The following is an 18,291-nucleotide window of genomic DNA, read 5'->3' as shown; positions in this document are numbered from 1 at the left end:
GGGCGGTACCCCATAATGTATACCTTTTGAAACGTAAAAATAAGCTTAATAAAGAAGAATGGGGGAATATTTATGTTCAATAATTATATAAACGCAAAAGATACACTTTTTTATAAAAAACGTTTTTACAATGTATTAGCTTCAATCCCTTTTGTATTTATTTCGGTAATAGGGATGTATTTGTTAGATGTTGAATTAATGTATTTTGTAATCGTTGCAGGTATTGCAATAATGACTTTATTAATTCAGTTAATTTATTATTATTCAAACTGGAAAAAATCCCTTAAGTGAATTTGGTAAGTTTCAAGATAGATTGCCTACCGATAATGAGATGTTATGTTAACCTGACATGTATAGAGTATACACATTACCGACATGGTATAATTTAGGTAAAAATAGAGAGTGGATAGGAGAGAGAATTTTAGAATGCGTACTTTACAGACAGAACGTTTAATTTTGCGACCATACGAATTAAAAGATGCTATTAGAGCACAAGCATTGGCTGGAGAAAGAGAAATTATTGAAACCACTTTGGCTATACCCTATCCTTATCTACTGGAACATGCTGAATCTTGGATTCAACAACATCCTCGATTAATAGAAAATGGGGATGCTTATCCGTTTGCGGTTGTGTTGAAGGATGAAAATGTACTAATTGGAACAATGACATTGCGTATTGATAAACAGCATAACAAAGGGGAACTTGCCTATTGGATAGGTAAGGACTACTGGGGGAAAGGTTATGCCACAGAATCAGCAAAAAAGGTAATGGATTTTGGATTCTGTGAACTCAATTTAAATCGAATTTGGGCACCTGCAATGAGTAAAAATCAGTCATCAACACAAGTAATGAAGAAAATTGGGATGACCTATGAGGGGACACTAAAACAAGATGTGTTGAAATGGGGAACATATGAGGATGTAGATATTTATGGGATATTGAAAGATGCCTACATGAATTGCAGATAAACCAAATATATTTACTTCCGAAAACGATAATTATGTAAATACGAAACCCCTTCAGCAAGTAAAATGAAGGGGTTTTTTCTAGATACAGTGACTATTGATAAGTGAGGTTATGTTAATAAAGGATAGCTATAAAGCTGTTCTTTTCTTATGTTATAATATTCAAAAACTTCATATGCAAATATTAAGAGGTGATTATTTTGTATTATTATAAATGGAGAAGTTTTTCTTCGGTTAAACCAACACAAATATATGATGAGAACAACAATATAATAGGTACAATAAAAAAAACGTATAGCAATCAGTTTATAAGGATAATAGATTTAATATTATTCCAAGGGACGTATTTTTTGGAATATGAGATATATGATTTTAAAGAGAATTTACAATTAAAAGCGAAAAAGGATATAGATTTTCGAAAAAGAACACAATTTCTTCTTAACTATTATGCTGGAACAGAAGAATATCAAATACATTTAATAGATAAAAAGACCTTTGATTTTGGTGAAATAACTACATTTGAATTTGCAGGAGAAATGTATGAATTAAATCAAAGACCTTTTGAATGGGCAAAAATAACCAATTTAAATACTAATTTGATTATTGCAGAATGGAAAGAGCCTATTAAGCCTCCTTTTAATATTACTTTTAAATTATTAGAGGAATCTTATAAAGATAAAGTTTTATTATTGATAGGCATATTCCATTCATATTTACATGCTGCGGGGCATTAAATTTAAAAACATTATTATATATATCCTATTTGTTTTTTCTTTGAGGGGTCACCTTACATCGCTATCAAGATAAGAAATACGGTTCTGGTGCAAAAATATTAGTTAGAAACATAGAGTAGCAATTTTCTCTTCATTTCTATCTTATGAAGCTAAGCCAAACAATTTATGAATAAATTCTTTCCGGTTTTGGACAGACTTGTCCTCTTTTATTTTATTTTTGCACCAGAACCGTTATTTTTATCTTTTGATTTGCTTAATTCATATTCTTCAATAACATCAGCAATACTCTTCTTTATATGATTCCTTTCTTGAAATGGATCATAATAATGAGGATTATCCAAAGAAAATTTTATACTTTGTAACATGTCAATTACATTCAATATCCTCTGATCATTACTTTGAAAAAGATCATTTAAAAAACGATGTTTAAAAAACATATATAAAATAATAGTACTAACAATTAAAAAAAACATAATACCAAAATAACCAAACGCTTGTCCGAAAGTAAAATGATGATCTTTATGCATATATATCCAATTGTTAAGTGATCCCCAAACAGGAGACACAAAAGCAATAATTAAAGTAATATATGATGAGACAAGATTTAAAAATCTCCCTTGTTTTTTCCTTTCAAGTTCCTGTTCTAATTTAGTAATATAAAAATCTAATGCCGATTTACTTTTCTCAATATCTTCTGTTTCTAATACCTTTATAACTTTTCTTTTACGTAAAAATTCTTTTAAAAGTAAATGTCTAAAAGGTAAAAATTCTTCCCCACGAAAATCGATATTATACTTCTCTAACAGTTTATTTCTAGATGGTTTAAAAATAAAATAAATAAAAGAGAAGAAGAAAAGTATTAAATATAAAACAAATAAGATGTAAGAAAAAGCATTAGAAATTTGCATTAAAAATATTAATATACCAATAATACTACAACCATGAATACCTACAAAAAGATTAAACCTTATTTTTATAGGTTTAAATAAAAAGAACCAAGTTGACATACTCTTTTTGTAGAATTGTAATAACTCATTTTCAAACAAGATCAAACACTCCCTTTATTTAAAAATCTACTATCCAAATACCACATCTCACTCTACTTATCCCACGGCTCCCTTAACCACAACCCTCTACAAAAAGTGATTCTTCCATTATAGCCTCACTTATAATAGTCATTCCATTAAAAACACCCATGTAAAATTCCTTGTAAGTTGATACGGTTAATAGCAAGGAAGTACCTAAAAGAATACTCCACCTAACTTGAATACTTGTTTTACACTTTGGATTGGGAGATATGTATATTTTACCATATTTATAATTGAAGAAAGATGATGGAGATGGAACGAAGTGATCCTTTCCTGCAATCGCTCATGTATTGGAATGCATCGGATAACTAGCAGTAAGTAAATTTCCAGAACCACCTTCCCTCCAATTAAAAGCTTCACCACCTGTTAGGGGATACTTTTCTTATGCCTTCAGGTATATGGTTCTCTTCTTTCAACTATTGCATTGCTACAGGATAGGTAGGGTTCTTATCTACTGTTATCACGCGAGGTTTAGAAACGTACGAAAAAGCACTTGGCTGCTTGTTTATCTCTTGATTTACTTAGATAAAAATCAATGGTATTCCCTTCTGAATCAACGGCACGATATAAATACGTCCATTGCCCTTTTACTTTAATATAAGTTTCATCGACTCTCCACGAGTCATTTGTTGATGTAAGGTGATGTCGTACTTTCTCTTCTAATTGAGGTCCATATTGATGAACCCAGCGCATAATGGTTGTGTGAGCAATAGATAATCTTCTTTCCTCCATCATTTCCACCAGGTTACGAAAGCTCAAATTATACCGCAGGTACCATCTTACTGTTAATAAGATCAGTTCAGGTTGATAATGTTTCCACTTGAATAGGTTTCGCTTTTCCATACTGATCACGCCCTTTTTTAGAGTACTAGTATCAGTATGTCCAAGTTTCAGAGGTTAGTTACATAAGTCTTATAGTTTTTGCACCAGAACCATAATTCCCCCTTTTATTTTTTGAATATTCCGTTGACGATTATGACATATCCACTTTACAATTTAATTGTGATGATTTTATCACAATTAAACTACTTAGAATCCACTTTACATATTTAAAAACAATTAAAAATAGGGGTGTTAAAATGAAGAACCGAGTAAATGCAGATTTATTACCAGGTTTAGAAATGTTTCCTGATCTCGATTTACGCCCAGAGAACTTGCAAACAATCAGAGAAGGAATATCGCAAATGAGACCACCTACTGTTGTTGATGAATCCCTTTCATTAACAGATGAAGTCATTGTTGGACCTGACGCTAATCCATTACCATTAAGAATTTATCGTCCAAAATTAAATAATGGATCCTTACCTGTCCTGTTATGGATACATGGTGGTGGTTATATCTTAGGGTCTATAGATGATAATGATGATACTTGTATGCGGTTTGCAAAAGAAGTTGGCTGTGTGGTCGTGTCTGTAGACTACCGTTTAGCTCCAGAGCATCCTTATCCAGCACCAATTGAGGATTGTTATGCAGCATTAAAATGGATTGCTGATAACGCAGAGTCATTAAACATTGATTCGAATCGAATTGGTGTTGCAGGAGCGAGCGCTGGCGGTGGACTAACAGCAGCATTGACATTATTAGCTCGCGATCGAAAATATCCTTCTATTTGTTTTCAAATGCCACTCTATCCAATGATTGATGACCGAAATAATACACCTTCTACGAATGAAATTAAAGAAGGATTTGTTTGGAATCAAAAGACAAATGAAGCTGGCTGGAAAATGTATTTAGGAGAAATATATGGAACGGATAATATTCCTGCCTATGCAGCCCCTGCTCGAGCAGAGGATTATAGTAATCTGCCATACACCTACACATTTGTTGGTCAATTAGATCCATTCCGCAGCGAAACATTAACCTATGTAACCAAACTTGCGCAAGCTGGTGTTGATGTCGAATTTCATTTATATCCTAGGGCTTATCACTGGTTCGAAGGATTAAATCCAAATGCCGACGTATCTATTTACGCTGTGAATGAAATGATACAAGCAGTAAAGACTGGTTTCGAAAGAGTAGCTAAGGTAGAGGCTTAATCTCTTTACATATTCTATTATCTTAACAACAAACACACTCTCTTATTAAAAAGAGAGTGTGTTTGTTGTTGTACATTTCTTTAGTGTTTTCATTCCGTTTTATGTAAAATATACTCGGAATATTAAAGTTGCGGAATTGAAATAAGATGTTTAGACGATATGTTTACTTCCTCTGGAAGTGCTTTGATTTTCATCATAATTTGAAGCATTTCTTCTGTTGTCGTCCTTGGGTTGATGGAACAAAGTCGAATTACCACTTTTTCTTTCAATTTGGTCGTACTTAGCATAGCGAATCCTCTGTGATTAATTTCTTCCACCAGTTTTTTGTTTAGTTCATTAATTTTATCTATAGATGCTAGTCCACAAGGGGTATAGCGAAAAGTAACAATTCCTAACTGGGCAGATGTTACCACTTCCCAATCTTTTTCTTTCCTTAAAAACTCTTCAACTTGTTCAGCCAACATAATGCCGTGATCAATTGCCTTTCGAAAAGCTGCGACTCCAAACACTTTAAAAGAAAGCCATACCTTTAACGCCCTAAATCTACGAGATAGTTCAATTCCACGTTCTCCAAAATTAACTTTTTCTTCTATATTAGTTTCCGTATCCTTAATATACTCCGGAATCATACGGAATGTTTCACTTAAGTATTGGCTGTTTCTAATGAGTACACAGCCCACATCATAAGGCTGAAAAAGCCATTTGTGAGGGTCCAGTGTTAAGGAATCGACTCGATGAATTCCTTGAAGTAAAACACTTCCTTTTTCACTGAGAATTGCTGGAGCACCATAGGCCCCATCCGCATGTAGCCATACATCTTCTTCATTACAGAGATCAGCTAATTCATTGAGGGAATCAACCGCTCCACAATTAGTTGTCCCTGCATTAGCAACAACACAGAATGGTTTTTTCCCTTTTAGTCGATCTTCTTTTATTTGCTTTTTTAAAGTACTAACTGAAATTCGTAAATATTCATCTGTTTCAATTCGGCAAATTTGATGATGTTTGAACCCTAATACTTTAAGTGCCCGATCCACAGAAAAATGAGTTTGGTCGGAAAAATACACAACCGCATTTTCTATATCGTTATTAAGCTTGACCTGTCTCGCTACAGTAAGCGCAGTCAAATTAGCCATGGAACCCCCACTTACAAATAGTCCTTCAGCCGAATCAGGGAATCCTAACATTGATTTTAACCAGTTGATTGTCGTTAATTCGATTTGCTCAGCACCTGCGCCTACAATCCAAGCTGTGGGAAATACATTAAACCCACTTGCTAAAAAATCTGCTACTACTCCTACATAATTATTAGGACCCGGCACAAAGGCCATAAAATGAGGATGATCCACATGGGTAATCTGATTAAACACATTACTATTAAGAAAATGAAGGAGCTCTTTCGGATTGGATCCGTTTTCTGGAATTGATTCAGTTAGCTTGTCTCTAAAAATATCACTATCAATCGTTTCAGATACTGGTTTACTTTTTAAATGATTCATATGGTCAACAATTAAATCAACCGCTTGATATCCTAACTGACGCATCTCTTCGGCTGATAACTGCAGGTTTTTCGTCATTTGGTTCACTCCTATTCCATTTAAAAAGGCGAGTTCTTGCTCGCCTTTTCATTTTTTATAATTTGTAATCACCGATTGTCTGTGTTGGATTTTGAAGGATCATGTTGATTAACTGATGGATATGATTCAATATTTCCTGTATTTTCTCCGCTTCATATACAGTTTGATCATATCCAAATTTTATTGTAAGTTTCTCTTCAGGGAAGCACATAATTCCATACTTTACATGCGGCTCATCAACGACTTGGTAATCTGTGATGGCAAAATTTCTATTCTCATTTGAAGAATAGATTTCTGGGTTCGTTGGATAGTTTTCAAAAACCCAAAGATGATCGGTTAACTGATTAATCAACTCACTTTGTTTTTGTATCTCAACAAATGAATAGTATGCATACTCATTACATTTCAATGTTTCTAGTTGTACTTTTTGCAAGAAGTCCACAAAAGATTGTGTTTCTGTCCATGCTAGTCGGATAGGCAAAACATTTGTGAACAGTCCAAACATATTTTCAATCCCTTCTACTTCGGGAGGCCTGACTGATACTAGATTAGGTAATACTACTTCTTTCATTCCGTTGTATTTGCCAAGCAATATTCCCCATACAGCTAGTAATGCCGAATTCACAGTTATATTGTTTTTGGTTACAAATGTCTGTAACTGATTAGTCAAATCCTTATCTAACGTTAAATCCATAAATGTGAAATTTAACCCTTCACTTTGAGTTGGTACTTTCTTTTTAGGAATACTGATTTTTCGATTGTATCCTGATAAATAATCCCGCCAAAAATGACGTGCTTTCTCATGATCTTGTGCTAAAGTCCAGTCTATGAATGTTTGAAAAGGTTTTACCGTAGGTAACTCTACTGTAGTTCCCGCATTTATTGTTTCATAGAGTTGGAATAATTCGTCTAACAAAATGCTGACGCTCCAACCATCGCACAATAGATGATGGGAACTCCAAACTATCTTATACTCGTCATTCCCTAGTAGAAATATACAGAGACGGGTCATGAGTTCATCATTTTTGAATCTTCGACTCAAATTTTTATTCATCCACTGATCTATGAATTCCTGTTGTTCTTGTTTTGCCATCTCGATCAAGCTTTTTACCTCTGAAATCATTTGAACATCATGTAGTACAGCTTGCCAAGGTTGTTCTTGTTCATCTTGTACGATGATTGTTCTTAGAGAATCGTGACGATCAACTAATTGTTGAAAACACTGAATAAAGAGATCTACATCTAATTGCCCCTCAAGCGTCCAAATTGTTTGTTCGAAATAAGCATTGGTATCAGGTTCAGCTACAGCATGTTCATAAATAACTTGTTGGAAAGCTGCCAATGGGTAAATTCGTTCTATTTTTAAATCTGGCATTTTTTCTTTTATTTTGTTAAGTGTATGTTGATTTAGTGATGTAACTTTATTTTCTTTCTTTTTGTTTATATCGTCTGTTTGTGAACTTGAAAAATGGTCTAGCTTTTTAACAAAATGAACCATGTCTCCTAATATAGGAAACGAAAATAGATTTTTTGGCTCTAACTCAAATCCTTGTCTATACAGTCTGACAGAAACTTGAATCGCTTTTATCGAATCTCCACCTAAGGCAAAGAAATGATCATTTACTCCGATTTGATCTACTTTGAGTACTTCTTGCCATACACTAGTCAATATTTTTTCCATTTCAGTTTTTGGAGCAATAAACACATCATTTTTTTGTTTCTCTGGAGCAGGAAGCTCTTTTCGATCTAATTTCCCATTAGGAGTTAAGGGTAGTTGTTCTAGATAAACAAAATAAGAAGGTATCATGTACTCTGGCAAGTGGTTTCGCAAATGCTGTCGTAGTTCTGTTGTACTTATATTTTGCTCAGTTACCACATATGCGACTAAAAATTTCATCCCATTCTCATCTGCCTGATCAATTACTACAGCTTGTTCGACTTGTTTGTAAGTGAGAAGACAATGGGCAATTTCTTCTAATTCCACACGATATCCTTGAATTTTGACTTGATAATCTTGGCGGCCTAAAAATTCAATATACCCCTCGGGATGCATTCTGCCACAGTCTCCCGTCTTATAAATGAGACCAAGCTCCGGATGTGACACAAATACTTCATTCGTTTTCTGTTCATCATTTAAATATCCTTTAGCAAGACCCACTCCCCCAATATATAAATCACCAATTACACCAACAGGACACATTTTCTTTTCATAGTTCAACACATAATACGTTTGGTTTGCCAAAGGCATCCCATATGGAATACTGTTCCAATGTGATGCCACCTGTTTGACTGGATAATAAATTGACCAAATTGATGCTTCTGTTGCTCCTCCCAGTGAAATTACTTCCGCAATCGGGAAATGACGTTTTATTTTTTCTGGTAAAGAGAGTGGAATCCAATCCCCACTATGTAAAACTAAACGCAAAGAAGAATTTTCAAAATGAGTACCTACTTGATCCAATGCCAAATCCATGATTGCAGGTACTGTATTCCAAATTGTAATTCCTCTGCGTTCGACCGTACGGATTAGTTCTTGCATGTCTCTCGGATCACGAATCATTACCAACATTGCACCCGTGCTTAACGTTCCAAAAATATCGTATACAGACAGGTCAAAGCACATGGAAGAGATACCAATAATGCGATCTTCTTTATTTACCTGGTATTTTTCATTGATATCTTGAATGGTATTTGCAACCGCTTGGTGAGTAATGATTACTCCTTTTGGCTTTCCAGTACTTCCTGAAGTATAGATAATATAGGCAAGATCTTCCGGATTAGCAATAGTAGGTAGGTCTTCAGTTGTATATAATGACAAATGTTTCTCTTCATAAAGACTAGGTTCTAATAAAAGTTTGCATGCGCTATTTTCTAAGATATATGTTTGTCGATCTAGTGGATGATTAGGTTCGATGGGTACATAAGCAGCACCTGCTTTTAAAATCCCCATCATATTAGCAATCGTATCAACTCGCCTCTGTGCCAAAAGGCCAACTTTGTCCCCTAAACCAATCCCTTGTTCTTGCAAGTAGTGCGCAACTTGATTGGAGCGCTTATGAAGCTCCGAGTAAGTTAACCATTCTTGCTCAAAGACCACTGCTACTTCATCCGGTGTACGCTTTACTTGGTCTGTGAATAATTGATACAGAGTAGTAGAAGGTATTTTTTCTGTTGTCTGATTGTATTGCTCAATTAAAGTTTGATCCGATTCTTTCATTTGCAAAGAGGTTACGTCACTTTGTTTCACCAATTGTTCCAACAAGTCGACAAATTGGGAAAACATTGCTTCTATCACATCAGCATCAAACAATTCTTCTACATAGTTCCAGCTAATTAATAACTCTCCATTTTTTTCAATTACCACATTATCCAAATACACTTGTGGAGTCCGAGCGTGAATATGGCGAAGAGAACCAAGCTGTTCCCAAGCAAAAGCACCCGCACCTGCTAGCATCGAGGTGAAAACAATTGGCATAACTGCTTTTGGCGTCATTTGGTGATATCGAGTAAAATCTCGAATAAAGTTAACTCCATCGTAATGCCGATGTTCAAGGCCATCTAATAAAGTAGATTGAGTTTGTTTTACTCTAGTAAAGAAAGATTGCTCTGGATTCACATCAACATCCAATAAAATGAGTGAAGTGAAATCTCCCACAATCTGCTCTACTTCTTCATGAACAGGATAACGATTAAATACAGTCAAATTAATTGCCAATCGACGTTGATTACTCCAATATGCCAACACATCACCATATATCGTACAAAGTAGAGCGGAAGGAGTTACTTCTTTCTCTTGTGCTAACTTTCGTAACTTTGTCCATTTTTCATTGTCCAGGATCTTTGTAAGTGATTGGAATTTAGGAGTAGCAATCTCTACCGGATCCTTTTTTAACAGCAAAGAAGGAGCAAACGGAAAGTCAGGAAGCTTACTTGTCCAATAATCTTTTGCTGTTTTATATTCTTTGCTTTGTTCCATTTCATCATAGATAAACATGTAATCTTGAAAATCAAAAGAAAGAGAATCCAAACTTTGATCTGGTTTGTAATAATAATGAAACAAATCATGTCCAACGATGTTCATGCTTGCCCCGTCCATCAATAAAGCATCATATCGAAAACATAACAAATAAGTGTCTTCTTTTAAAAGAAAGGCTTTCAATTCAAACAAAGGCCATTGCTCCAAAGGAAATACATGGTTAGTCATTCGAGAACGTTCTTCTTGCAAGCGAACACTTTGTTTTCTATCATCTAAACCAATGAGACTTTCTATTTCAATCTGATAATCAGGAACGTTTTGTAAAATTTGTTGTTTTCCCTCTGGCAAGATTACAGCTCGTAACATTGGATGGCGATGAATTACCTTTTGAAAACTTTGCGAAAGACGATTGATATCCAATTTTGTTTCATATTCAAAATACGTTTGAGGTGAAATACCGCTTAATTCAAACTGTGAATTCCGTCCTAACATGTAGGCTGTCTGAACTTCTGTTAAGGGAAATGGCTTGGACAAATCTTTAACACGAGTTGGCATATTATCTAAGCATTCTTCTTTATGCTCCACTTCTACATAAGAACTTAGTTGAGCAATCGTGGGATGTTTGAAAAAATCCGTTGTACTTACTTTCAAATGGTCTTTTCTTAATAAATTGATAATCTGTAGTGCTTTAATCGATTCTCCTCTTAAAGTAAAAAAGTTATCATGAATACCGATCCGCTCGATTTCCATCACTTTTTCCCATGCTTGCACCAATTTCTCTTCAATTTCATTTCGTGGGGCAACGTATGGAATAGATACGTAATCTGTTTGAGTTACATCCAATAACCTGTTTCGATCTACTTTCCCATTTGGATTCAATGGAATCTCTTCTACTTGAATCATTTTTTCAGGAATCATAAACTCAGGTAATTTATTGCTTAAATATTTTCTGAGCTCTCCAAAAGGGACCTTATTATCCGATACATAGTAAGCGGCTAATAATTTCCTGTTTCCATATACCTGATCAACAACAATAGCTTGGCTTATCTCTGGATATTTCCTTAACTGAGCTTCGATTTCCCTTAATTCAATCCGATACCCCCGAATTTTCACTTGATGATCCATTCGACCGAGATATTCAAATTCTCCATTAGGCAACCAACGAACGAAATCACCCGTATGATACATCATTTCTCCTGCTACAAAAGGATTCGGGACAAATTTTTCATCTGTCAGTTTAGATTTACCAAGATACCCCCGGGCTACTGCCACGCCAGCAATACAGAGCTCGCCCGGTATTCCAAAAGGTTTCAATTGACCATACTTATTCAATATATAGGAACGATAATTGGGATTAGGTTTTCCAATCGTCACTTCTTTGGCCGTGCTCAAATCTTTTACTGCTGCACAAATGGTTGTTTCTGTGGGACCATAGATATTTAAAATTTCCGCTTCACTGATGCTTCTAATTTTTTCAACTAAATCAATTGAAAATGCTTCCCCTGCTAACAAAATGGACTTTAAATCTTTTAGAAAATCTGCCCCTTCTGGATCACTCAAAATCACTTCCATTCTTGATGGGGTTGATTCCCATAAATCCACCTTATGTTCTTTGACCAAATGAGCCAATTCTTTTGTTGCAAACTGGTCCTCTGTAGCTATGACTACTTTCGAACCTTGAGTTAAAGGAAGACATATTTCTAACAAAGAAATATCAAAAGAAACACTAGCAAGAAACAAGAACGACTGATTATCTTTTACTTTTTCTCTCATAATGCTTAAAAAATGGACAAGAGATTTCTGTTCCACCATTACGCCTTTTGGATTTCCTGTTGATCCTGATGTGTAAATAACATAAGCCAAATCATTAGGATCACTTTCTCGAACTAAAATGCTTTCCTCACCTTGGAAGAGATGTTCCTCATCAAGATACAGCACTTCACCAGCAAATTGTGGCAATTCTACCTCTGTTCGCTTGCTCAGCAAACATTTGGCTTGACTATCTTGTAACATATATTCAATTCGTTCACTTGGATAGTGAGGATCGATTGGTAAATATGCTGCTCCTGCTTTTAAAATCCCCATCATGCCAATGATCATTTCCAATGACCGATCTACCATAACTCCAATAATGCTTTCTTTCGATGCACCTTTACTTTGGAGAATAGAAGCCAATTGATTTGCTTTCTTATTTAATTCTCTATATGTCAAAGATTGATCATTACAAATAACAGCAATTTGATCTGGGGTTTTCAACACTTGCTCCTCAAACAAATTCTGAAATGTTTGAGACAAGTCTATGCCCGTCTGAACTTGATTAAATCCTTCTAGCAACTCTTTGTCTTCTTCCGCAATAATACAGATATCTTTCACAGCCAGATTCGGATTTTTTAACACTTGCTTTAAAACATAAAGATAAGATTTGGCAAACTGTTGCAACGAAGAAAGAGAATGAGACTTGAAAGAAATTTGAAATTCAAATTCATTATGTATTTCATTCCATTTTCTTCGTATCCAGATAGCTAAATTATTCTCTGAGCATTCTTCTATCGAACTTTTATTATGTAATCCTTCCATCCCAAAAACGATTTGAAAAGGAGTTGAATGGTGTTTCGCTAATAATTCAGGGAGCGGATAACTCTGAATGTCATACCCGAATAAAGTCGTTTGTTCAACTTGATCTACCACTTGCTTAAAGGATTGATGCGGATAGATTTCACTTCCTATAGGAAGCAAATCATTATGATTCTTCCTTTGTTCATCATTTTTTTCAATTACAGGAATCCCAATTGTAATCTTTTGTTGATCTGTATAATGTGCCAAGCAAACCCTTAATGCGGCCTGTAACCAGCTAAATAAAAGTATATCCTGAGACTTACTTACTTTTTGTATAATTTGACTAAGTTCTGAATCCATAATGACTTGAATATGGTCGCATGGATTGTCTTTATTCAATTGATAACCGCTATTAAATAAAGAAAAATCGAGAACCTCGGAAGATAATTGCTCCTTCCAAAATACTTCTACCACTTTATTCTCATGAATCGAACTTCGATCTTTAATGTGCATTTTTATCTTTAGCCCCCTAATATTCATTTCATCTATTCGTTAATTTTCAAGCCAACTTCAAGCCCATGGAGAAATACTTGATGGTTATCCAAACTTAAAAAGTGCTGAATCTCTTCAAATTTCATATGACCAACGGAACAAACTCCTAAATTTAATGTCTCAGCTACCATATTTAAGGTAGCAGTGATGATACCTGATTCAATACAAGCAAATAAATATCCATCTGAACCATATTTCGGAATGGAAGCGTTCGCATTATAGACTAAATAAACCGAAAAGGCAGACTGGTTAAATAACTCCTGGTTAATTAGCTCATGATCACTTTTGATTACTTGATCAATATTATTTACAATTAAAAGACTATTCTCTGATGGACTATAATAATAAAAACCAGCTTTCATACCCTCTATACGTTTTGGTTTTATATAGACAAAGATATCAATGGGATAGAGCCCACCCGCACTTGCGTAATGATAGTATATTTTTTCTTCTTTAACCTGTTTAAGAGTAGAAATAAATTTAGAAAATTCAGAAAAAGAAATAGGTTTGTTCATATCAAATTGGCGGCAAGATCTACGCTCCTTGATTATGGCGGGCAGCTCATTTGTTTTTTTAAGTTGAATTCCGGTTGACCGCGCAGCAGGGTGCGTTCGATTTAATTGTTCACTAATATACTTATCTAGTTCCTCTTTAGAGAAGTGAATCTGATTGCTATATGGATTCGGAAAAATTTTTTCTTGTGTGGAAAATACTTCTCTTGGATGTAATATGTTACTTACTAACACCCGATTCTTTATCATAAGTTCTACTATTTTTTGTGTCTCTTCCTTATTTCCTAACGAAAAGCGCTCTACTAGCTCACTAATCGTCACACCTTTTTGAGTCAAAAAATAAAGCTCAGGAAACCAATCAGACAGAACGCCTGGAAATTTCGTTTCTCCTATCAAAACTTCATTATGCAACTTCTCCCAATGCTTAATAGGAGACCAGTAATAAATTTGCTCGCTCATATTCCCCTCCATAAATGATTAACTTATTTTACTTCCAATCCACAAAATTTTAGATTGCATTCCTTGTCCCATAGCAACTATGAATGCATGTACTTCAAGACCGCCTGAGGATAATAAAATAACTTTTTTTTCTTTAAAATCTTTTATTTCATCATAAAACACTATTTTTTATTGGGCATTTCACATCCTTTTCCTTAGTAACCCTATAAAATATAAACCATTTAAAACATTGAGAATATTCATGTATTTTCAATGTGAAATTATTGTAATGGATTGGAAAGCAGATGAATATAGTTATTAAACAAAATAATATTGAGAAAGTTTTATTTGTTATAGCAATAAAACTTTAAAATGAGGTTTATTACATATGAATTAAGGTTCTGTTGCAAAGTTTTCTACATGAAGATCTACTCTAGAAAACAGGATCTAGGAGAATCAGGCATGAGATATTTTAAAGGAAAACAATTCAAGAAAGATATTATTTTAGTAGCTGTCGGCTACTACTGCCGTTTTTCTTTAAGTTATCGCGATGTCTCTGAAATCCTGAAAGAACGTGGTATTTCAGTTCACCCAACAACCATCATGGATGTTTTTGCCCATCCCCCGAAAAAGGGGAATAAGACAGAAAATACCAATTATATGTTAAATAGAAAATAGAATATTATAAATTAATAACAATCAACGCAACAAAAACGAACGTTTATGTTACAAATACCTTTGAAAGTTAACTATTGGGGGTCACCATACATGCCCATCAACTTAAGAAATTTTGTTACTCCAAAGTACAAAATAACGGGTTCCCAATGGGAACCCGTCTAATTATTTTCTTTTAATAATCGCAATCCATTTAAAATAACAAGAATTGTACTTCCCTCATGACCGATCACACCCAATGGAAGGGCTAAAAATTGTAAGAAATTCGAGCAAATTAACATTGCAATTACTGTTAGTGAAAAGATAACGTTTTGTTTTACAATACGATTCATTCGTTTTGATAAACGAATTGCTTGAGAAAGGCGAGAGAGTTCATTTTTCATAAGAACAATGTCAGCTGTTTCTAAGGCAACATCTGTTCCTTCCCCCATAGCAACACCGATACTTGCTGTAGCAAGTGCTGGGGCATCGTTAATTCCGTCACCAACCATAGCAACTACACCATATTTTTCTTTTAGTTGTTTTACTGTTTCTACCTTTGTTTCTGGTAAACATGATGCGTAGAACTCTTTTATGTTACTTTCAGAGGCAATTGCTTTTGCTGTTTGTTCATTATCGCCAGTAATCATAATTGCTTCTACACCAAGGCTTTGTAAATCACGAATTGCGGCAATCGTTTCTTGACGTAATGTATCTTTCAGCGCGATTAGACCAAGAATTCCTTCTTCGTCACTAATGTACACAACTGTTTTTCCTTCTTTTTCAAGTGTAGTAGCAATACCATCATGGAACAAATTCGCTTCTTCGCCAATAAAATCAGCTTTTCCGATTTTATAAGCTTGATTTCCAAGTGTCCCTTTTAAGCCGAACCCAGTTACATCTTCAACATTTTCTGGTTTTGTTAATTCAATATCGTATGCGTGTTTGGCATGTTTAACAATTGCTTCTGCTAGTGGATGTGTTGAATGGCTTTCGATGGAGGCTGTGATAGACAATACCTCTTTTTCTGCCATGCCATTTCTCACATATACATCTGTTACAGATGGCTTTCCTTGTGTTAATGTGCCTGTTTTATCAAAAGCAATTGCTTTTACGGAAGCAAGTCGCTCTAAATGAATGCCACCTTTAAATAAAATCCCATGTCGTGCTCCGTTAGAAATAGCAGCTAACGTAGCTGGTGTAATCGCTGCTACAAGTGCGCAAGGAGATGCAACAACGAGTAAAATCATAGCTCTATAAAATGTTTCATTCCAACTCCAATGTAATAAATAGTGTGGAACAAACATCATAAGAGCAACAACTATAAGCACGCCTTTTACATATGTTCCTTCGAACTTTTCAATAAACAGCTGTGATGGTGATTTTTCGCTTTGAGCACTTTGTACAAGACGAATAATTTTTTGGAACAACGTTTGATCACTGCGCTTCGTAATTTTCACTTCAATTGCACCGCGTAAATTCACAGTTCCAGCAAATACTTCATCACCTATTGTTTTGCTATTTGGGATAGGTTCCCCTGTAATCGCAGCCTCATCAATATTTGTTTCACCAACATGGATAATACCATCAGCAGGTAAACGTTCACCTGGTTTAATTAAAATAATGTCATCAATTTGTAATTGATCTACTGGAATACGTTCTTCCATTCCATTCGAAATACGTAAAGCTTCTTCAGGTTGTAAATCTAACAATGCTGAAATTTCTTTTTGGCTTTTACTTAGTGTATAAGTCTCCATCGCACCACTTAATGCAAAAATAAATATTAAAATTGCACCTTCTGCCCAGTAACCAATAATAGCAGCACCAATAGCAGCAAAAATCATGAGCATCTCAACGTTTAAATCTTTTTCCTCAATCGTATCTGTAATACCTTCTTTAGCTTTTACGTAACCTCCAGTGAGATATGCGAGAATATAAAAGACAATCCCAGCTGTTGTTACTTCGTTTTTTGTTAACATCCAACCAGCTACAATGAAAATACCAGATATAATAGCAAGGATCAGTTCATGGTGCTTTTCCCATATTTGACCCCAATTTGAATGTGAAATATTGTTATCTGTCGATAATGTTTTTCCTTCTGTATTCATCCTTATTCGCTCCTTTGTCATTTTTGTTGAGAAGAAGAATCAAAATCGAAATCCCTATAAAACGACGAAAGCTGCCATCCATATGGATAGCAGCTTTTTAAATAACCACATATAGTGTGGCTATTCGTTTTATAGTTATTCTCTATTACTATAGCATAGATTATTCTTATTTGTAGATATTTTTTAATAAGATATAATAACAAAATATACCATTTTAAATTCCGACACCCCTCATTCTGTAATTAAAAATTTTAAAATCTCCAATAAACCTGGCATGCATCCAAGTGTATGAAAGGAAATGCAAAATTAATATTACTTGTAACAAAAACGACCGTTTTTGTTACAGTCATTTTTCTTGGGTTATGAAGTTAAGCAAACTAGCAATCTCAGTGTAACAAAAATATGTAACAAAATTAATTTGTAACAATATCTATTTCATAACGTTTTTGATACAATAAAACTGAAGAAAGGAGGAATTATATGAAATTTGGATATATGCGAGTATCTACAATTGATCAAAATTTGGATCGACAAGAACAGCAACTAACAGATGCTGGTTGCGAGCGTCTTTTTTTTGAAAAAGTAACAGGTGTTAAGCGAGAACGCCCTGAGTTAAATCGTATGTTAGAATTTCTACGCAATGGAGATACAGTTGTAGTAACAGACTTGACTCGTCTTTCACGTTCTACAAAGGATTTAATTGAGATTGCCGAACTTATTTCTCAAAAAGGGGCGAACTTGAAAAGTTTAAAAGAGTCCTGGCTTGATACAACAACAGCACACGGAAAAATGCTCTTTACTGTTTTTGCAGGGATTGCTCAATTCGAAAGAGATTTAACCTCGGAACGAACAAAAGAAGGAATTTTGGCAGCAAAAAAACGAGGTAAATATCCTGGTAGACCATCTGTAGACAAAGAAAAATTAAATTATGCATTTTATTTAATGGAACAAGGAGCAAATATCACAGAGGCTGCTGAAAAATCAGGTATATCTAGAATGACTATTTATCGAAATATGAACTAATACAAAATGATGTATACTTTGTGACATAGTAAGTTTGATTATAAAATATTTTGTATAAAGGGATGGAGCCC

At 34.5% G+C, this 18,291-nt stretch carries 11 protein-coding genes and 2 pseudogenes; 6 read left to right on the top strand and 7 right to left on the bottom strand.

The features are described 5' to 3' along the window. The first annotated feature begins 72 nt into the window (after positions 1-72). From ACM6HU_RS20570 to ACM6HU_RS20560, 3 genes are all read left to right on the top strand, one after another. On the top strand, positions 73-291 hold the full coding sequence (locus ACM6HU_RS20570; RefSeq protein WP_098157117.1) for a hypothetical protein: 219 nt from the start codon (positions 73-75) through the stop codon (positions 289-291). Positions 292-426: 135 nt separating this feature from the next. Continuing rightward, the gene (locus ACM6HU_RS20565; protein WP_016132877.1) at positions 427-969 is read left to right on the top strand and encodes a GNAT family N-acetyltransferase; all 543 of its coding nucleotides are present in this window, start codon (positions 427-429) and stop codon (positions 967-969) included. Between the two features lie 188 nt (positions 970-1,157). Then, positions 1,158-1,700 carry a hypothetical protein gene (locus ACM6HU_RS20560; RefSeq protein ID WP_033671221.1) on the top strand — a complete coding sequence of 181 codons (543 nt, stop codon included), beginning with the start codon at positions 1,158-1,160 and terminating at the stop codon, positions 1,698-1,700. A 206-nt stretch (positions 1,701-1,906) separates the two neighbouring features. On the opposite strand, the gene ACM6HU_RS20555 is transcribed toward ACM6HU_RS20560, so the two are convergent. Both ACM6HU_RS20555 and ACM6HU_RS20550 read right to left on the bottom strand, forming a co-directional pair. Next, positions 1,907-2,746 carry a hypothetical protein gene (locus ACM6HU_RS20555; RefSeq protein WP_016132875.1) on the bottom strand — a complete coding sequence of 280 codons (840 nt, stop codon included), beginning with the start codon at positions 2,744-2,746 and terminating at the stop codon, positions 1,907-1,909. A gap of 461 nt (positions 2,747-3,207) precedes the next feature. Continuing rightward, positions 3,208-3,631: pseudogene (locus ACM6HU_RS20550) on the bottom strand (IS6 family transposase); the annotation flags it as partial. Between the two features lie 236 nt (positions 3,632-3,867). On the opposite strand from ACM6HU_RS20550, the gene ACM6HU_RS20545 reads away from it, so the two are divergent. Continuing rightward, positions 3,868-4,824, top strand: a complete 957-nt coding sequence (locus ACM6HU_RS20545) for an alpha/beta hydrolase (protein WP_016113468.1) — start codon at positions 3,868-3,870, stop codon at positions 4,822-4,824. 122 nt (positions 4,825-4,946) lie between these two features. Here ACM6HU_RS20545 and ACM6HU_RS20540 read toward each other — a convergent pair whose 3' ends face one another. The 4 genes from ACM6HU_RS20540 to ACM6HU_RS20525 are packed head-to-tail and all read right to left on the bottom strand — an operon-like array spanning position 4,947 to position 14,618. Continuing rightward, entirely contained in the window at positions 4,947-6,401 is a 1,455-nt protein-coding gene (locus tag ACM6HU_RS20540; protein ID WP_016113469.1) for a pyridoxal phosphate-dependent decarboxylase family protein, read from the bottom strand. Positions 6,402-6,456: 55 nt separating this feature from the next. Beyond that, a complete protein-coding gene (locus ACM6HU_RS20535) occupies positions 6,457-13,446 on the bottom strand; it encodes a non-ribosomal peptide synthetase (protein WP_016113470.1) in 6,990 nt (2,329 codons plus the stop codon). Positions 13,447-13,478: 32 nt separating this feature from the next. Beyond that, positions 13,479-14,456: a SagB/ThcOx family dehydrogenase gene (locus ACM6HU_RS20530; RefSeq protein WP_016132874.1), complete on the bottom strand. Its 978-nt coding sequence runs from the start codon at positions 14,454-14,456 to the stop codon at positions 13,479-13,481. Positions 14,457-14,474: 18 nt separating this feature from the next. Then, the gene (locus tag ACM6HU_RS20525; protein WP_195743268.1) at positions 14,475-14,618 is read right to left on the bottom strand and encodes a hypothetical protein; all 144 of its coding nucleotides are present in this window, start codon (positions 14,616-14,618) and stop codon (positions 14,475-14,477) included. Between the two features lie 279 nt (positions 14,619-14,897). Between ACM6HU_RS20525 and ACM6HU_RS20520 the strand changes: the two are divergent. Then, positions 14,898-15,038 (top strand): annotated as a pseudogene (locus ACM6HU_RS20520) (IS6 family transposase); the annotation flags it as partial. 233 nt (positions 15,039-15,271) lie between these two features. Here the strand turns inward: ACM6HU_RS20520 and ACM6HU_RS20515 are convergent. Next, entirely contained in the window at positions 15,272-17,197 is a 1,926-nt protein-coding gene (locus ACM6HU_RS20515; RefSeq protein ID WP_414848411.1) for a heavy metal translocating P-type ATPase, read from the bottom strand. Between the two features lie 480 nt (positions 17,198-17,677). On the opposite strand from ACM6HU_RS20515, the gene ACM6HU_RS20510 reads away from it, so the two are divergent. After that, positions 17,678-18,220: a recombinase family protein gene (locus ACM6HU_RS20510; RefSeq protein WP_414848410.1), complete on the top strand. Its 543-nt coding sequence runs from the start codon at positions 17,678-17,680 to the stop codon at positions 18,218-18,220. The last annotated feature ends 71 nt before the right edge of the window (positions 18,221-18,291 follow it).

It is taken from the genome of Bacillus sp. IT-79MI2 (assembly GCF_949768135.1).
Classification (GTDB): Bacteria; Bacillota; Bacilli; order Bacillales; family Bacillaceae_G; genus Bacillus_A; species Bacillus_A pseudomycoides.
The sequence above is the reverse complement of the archived record's forward strand: the minus strand, read 5'-3'. Positions and strand labels throughout refer to the sequence as shown.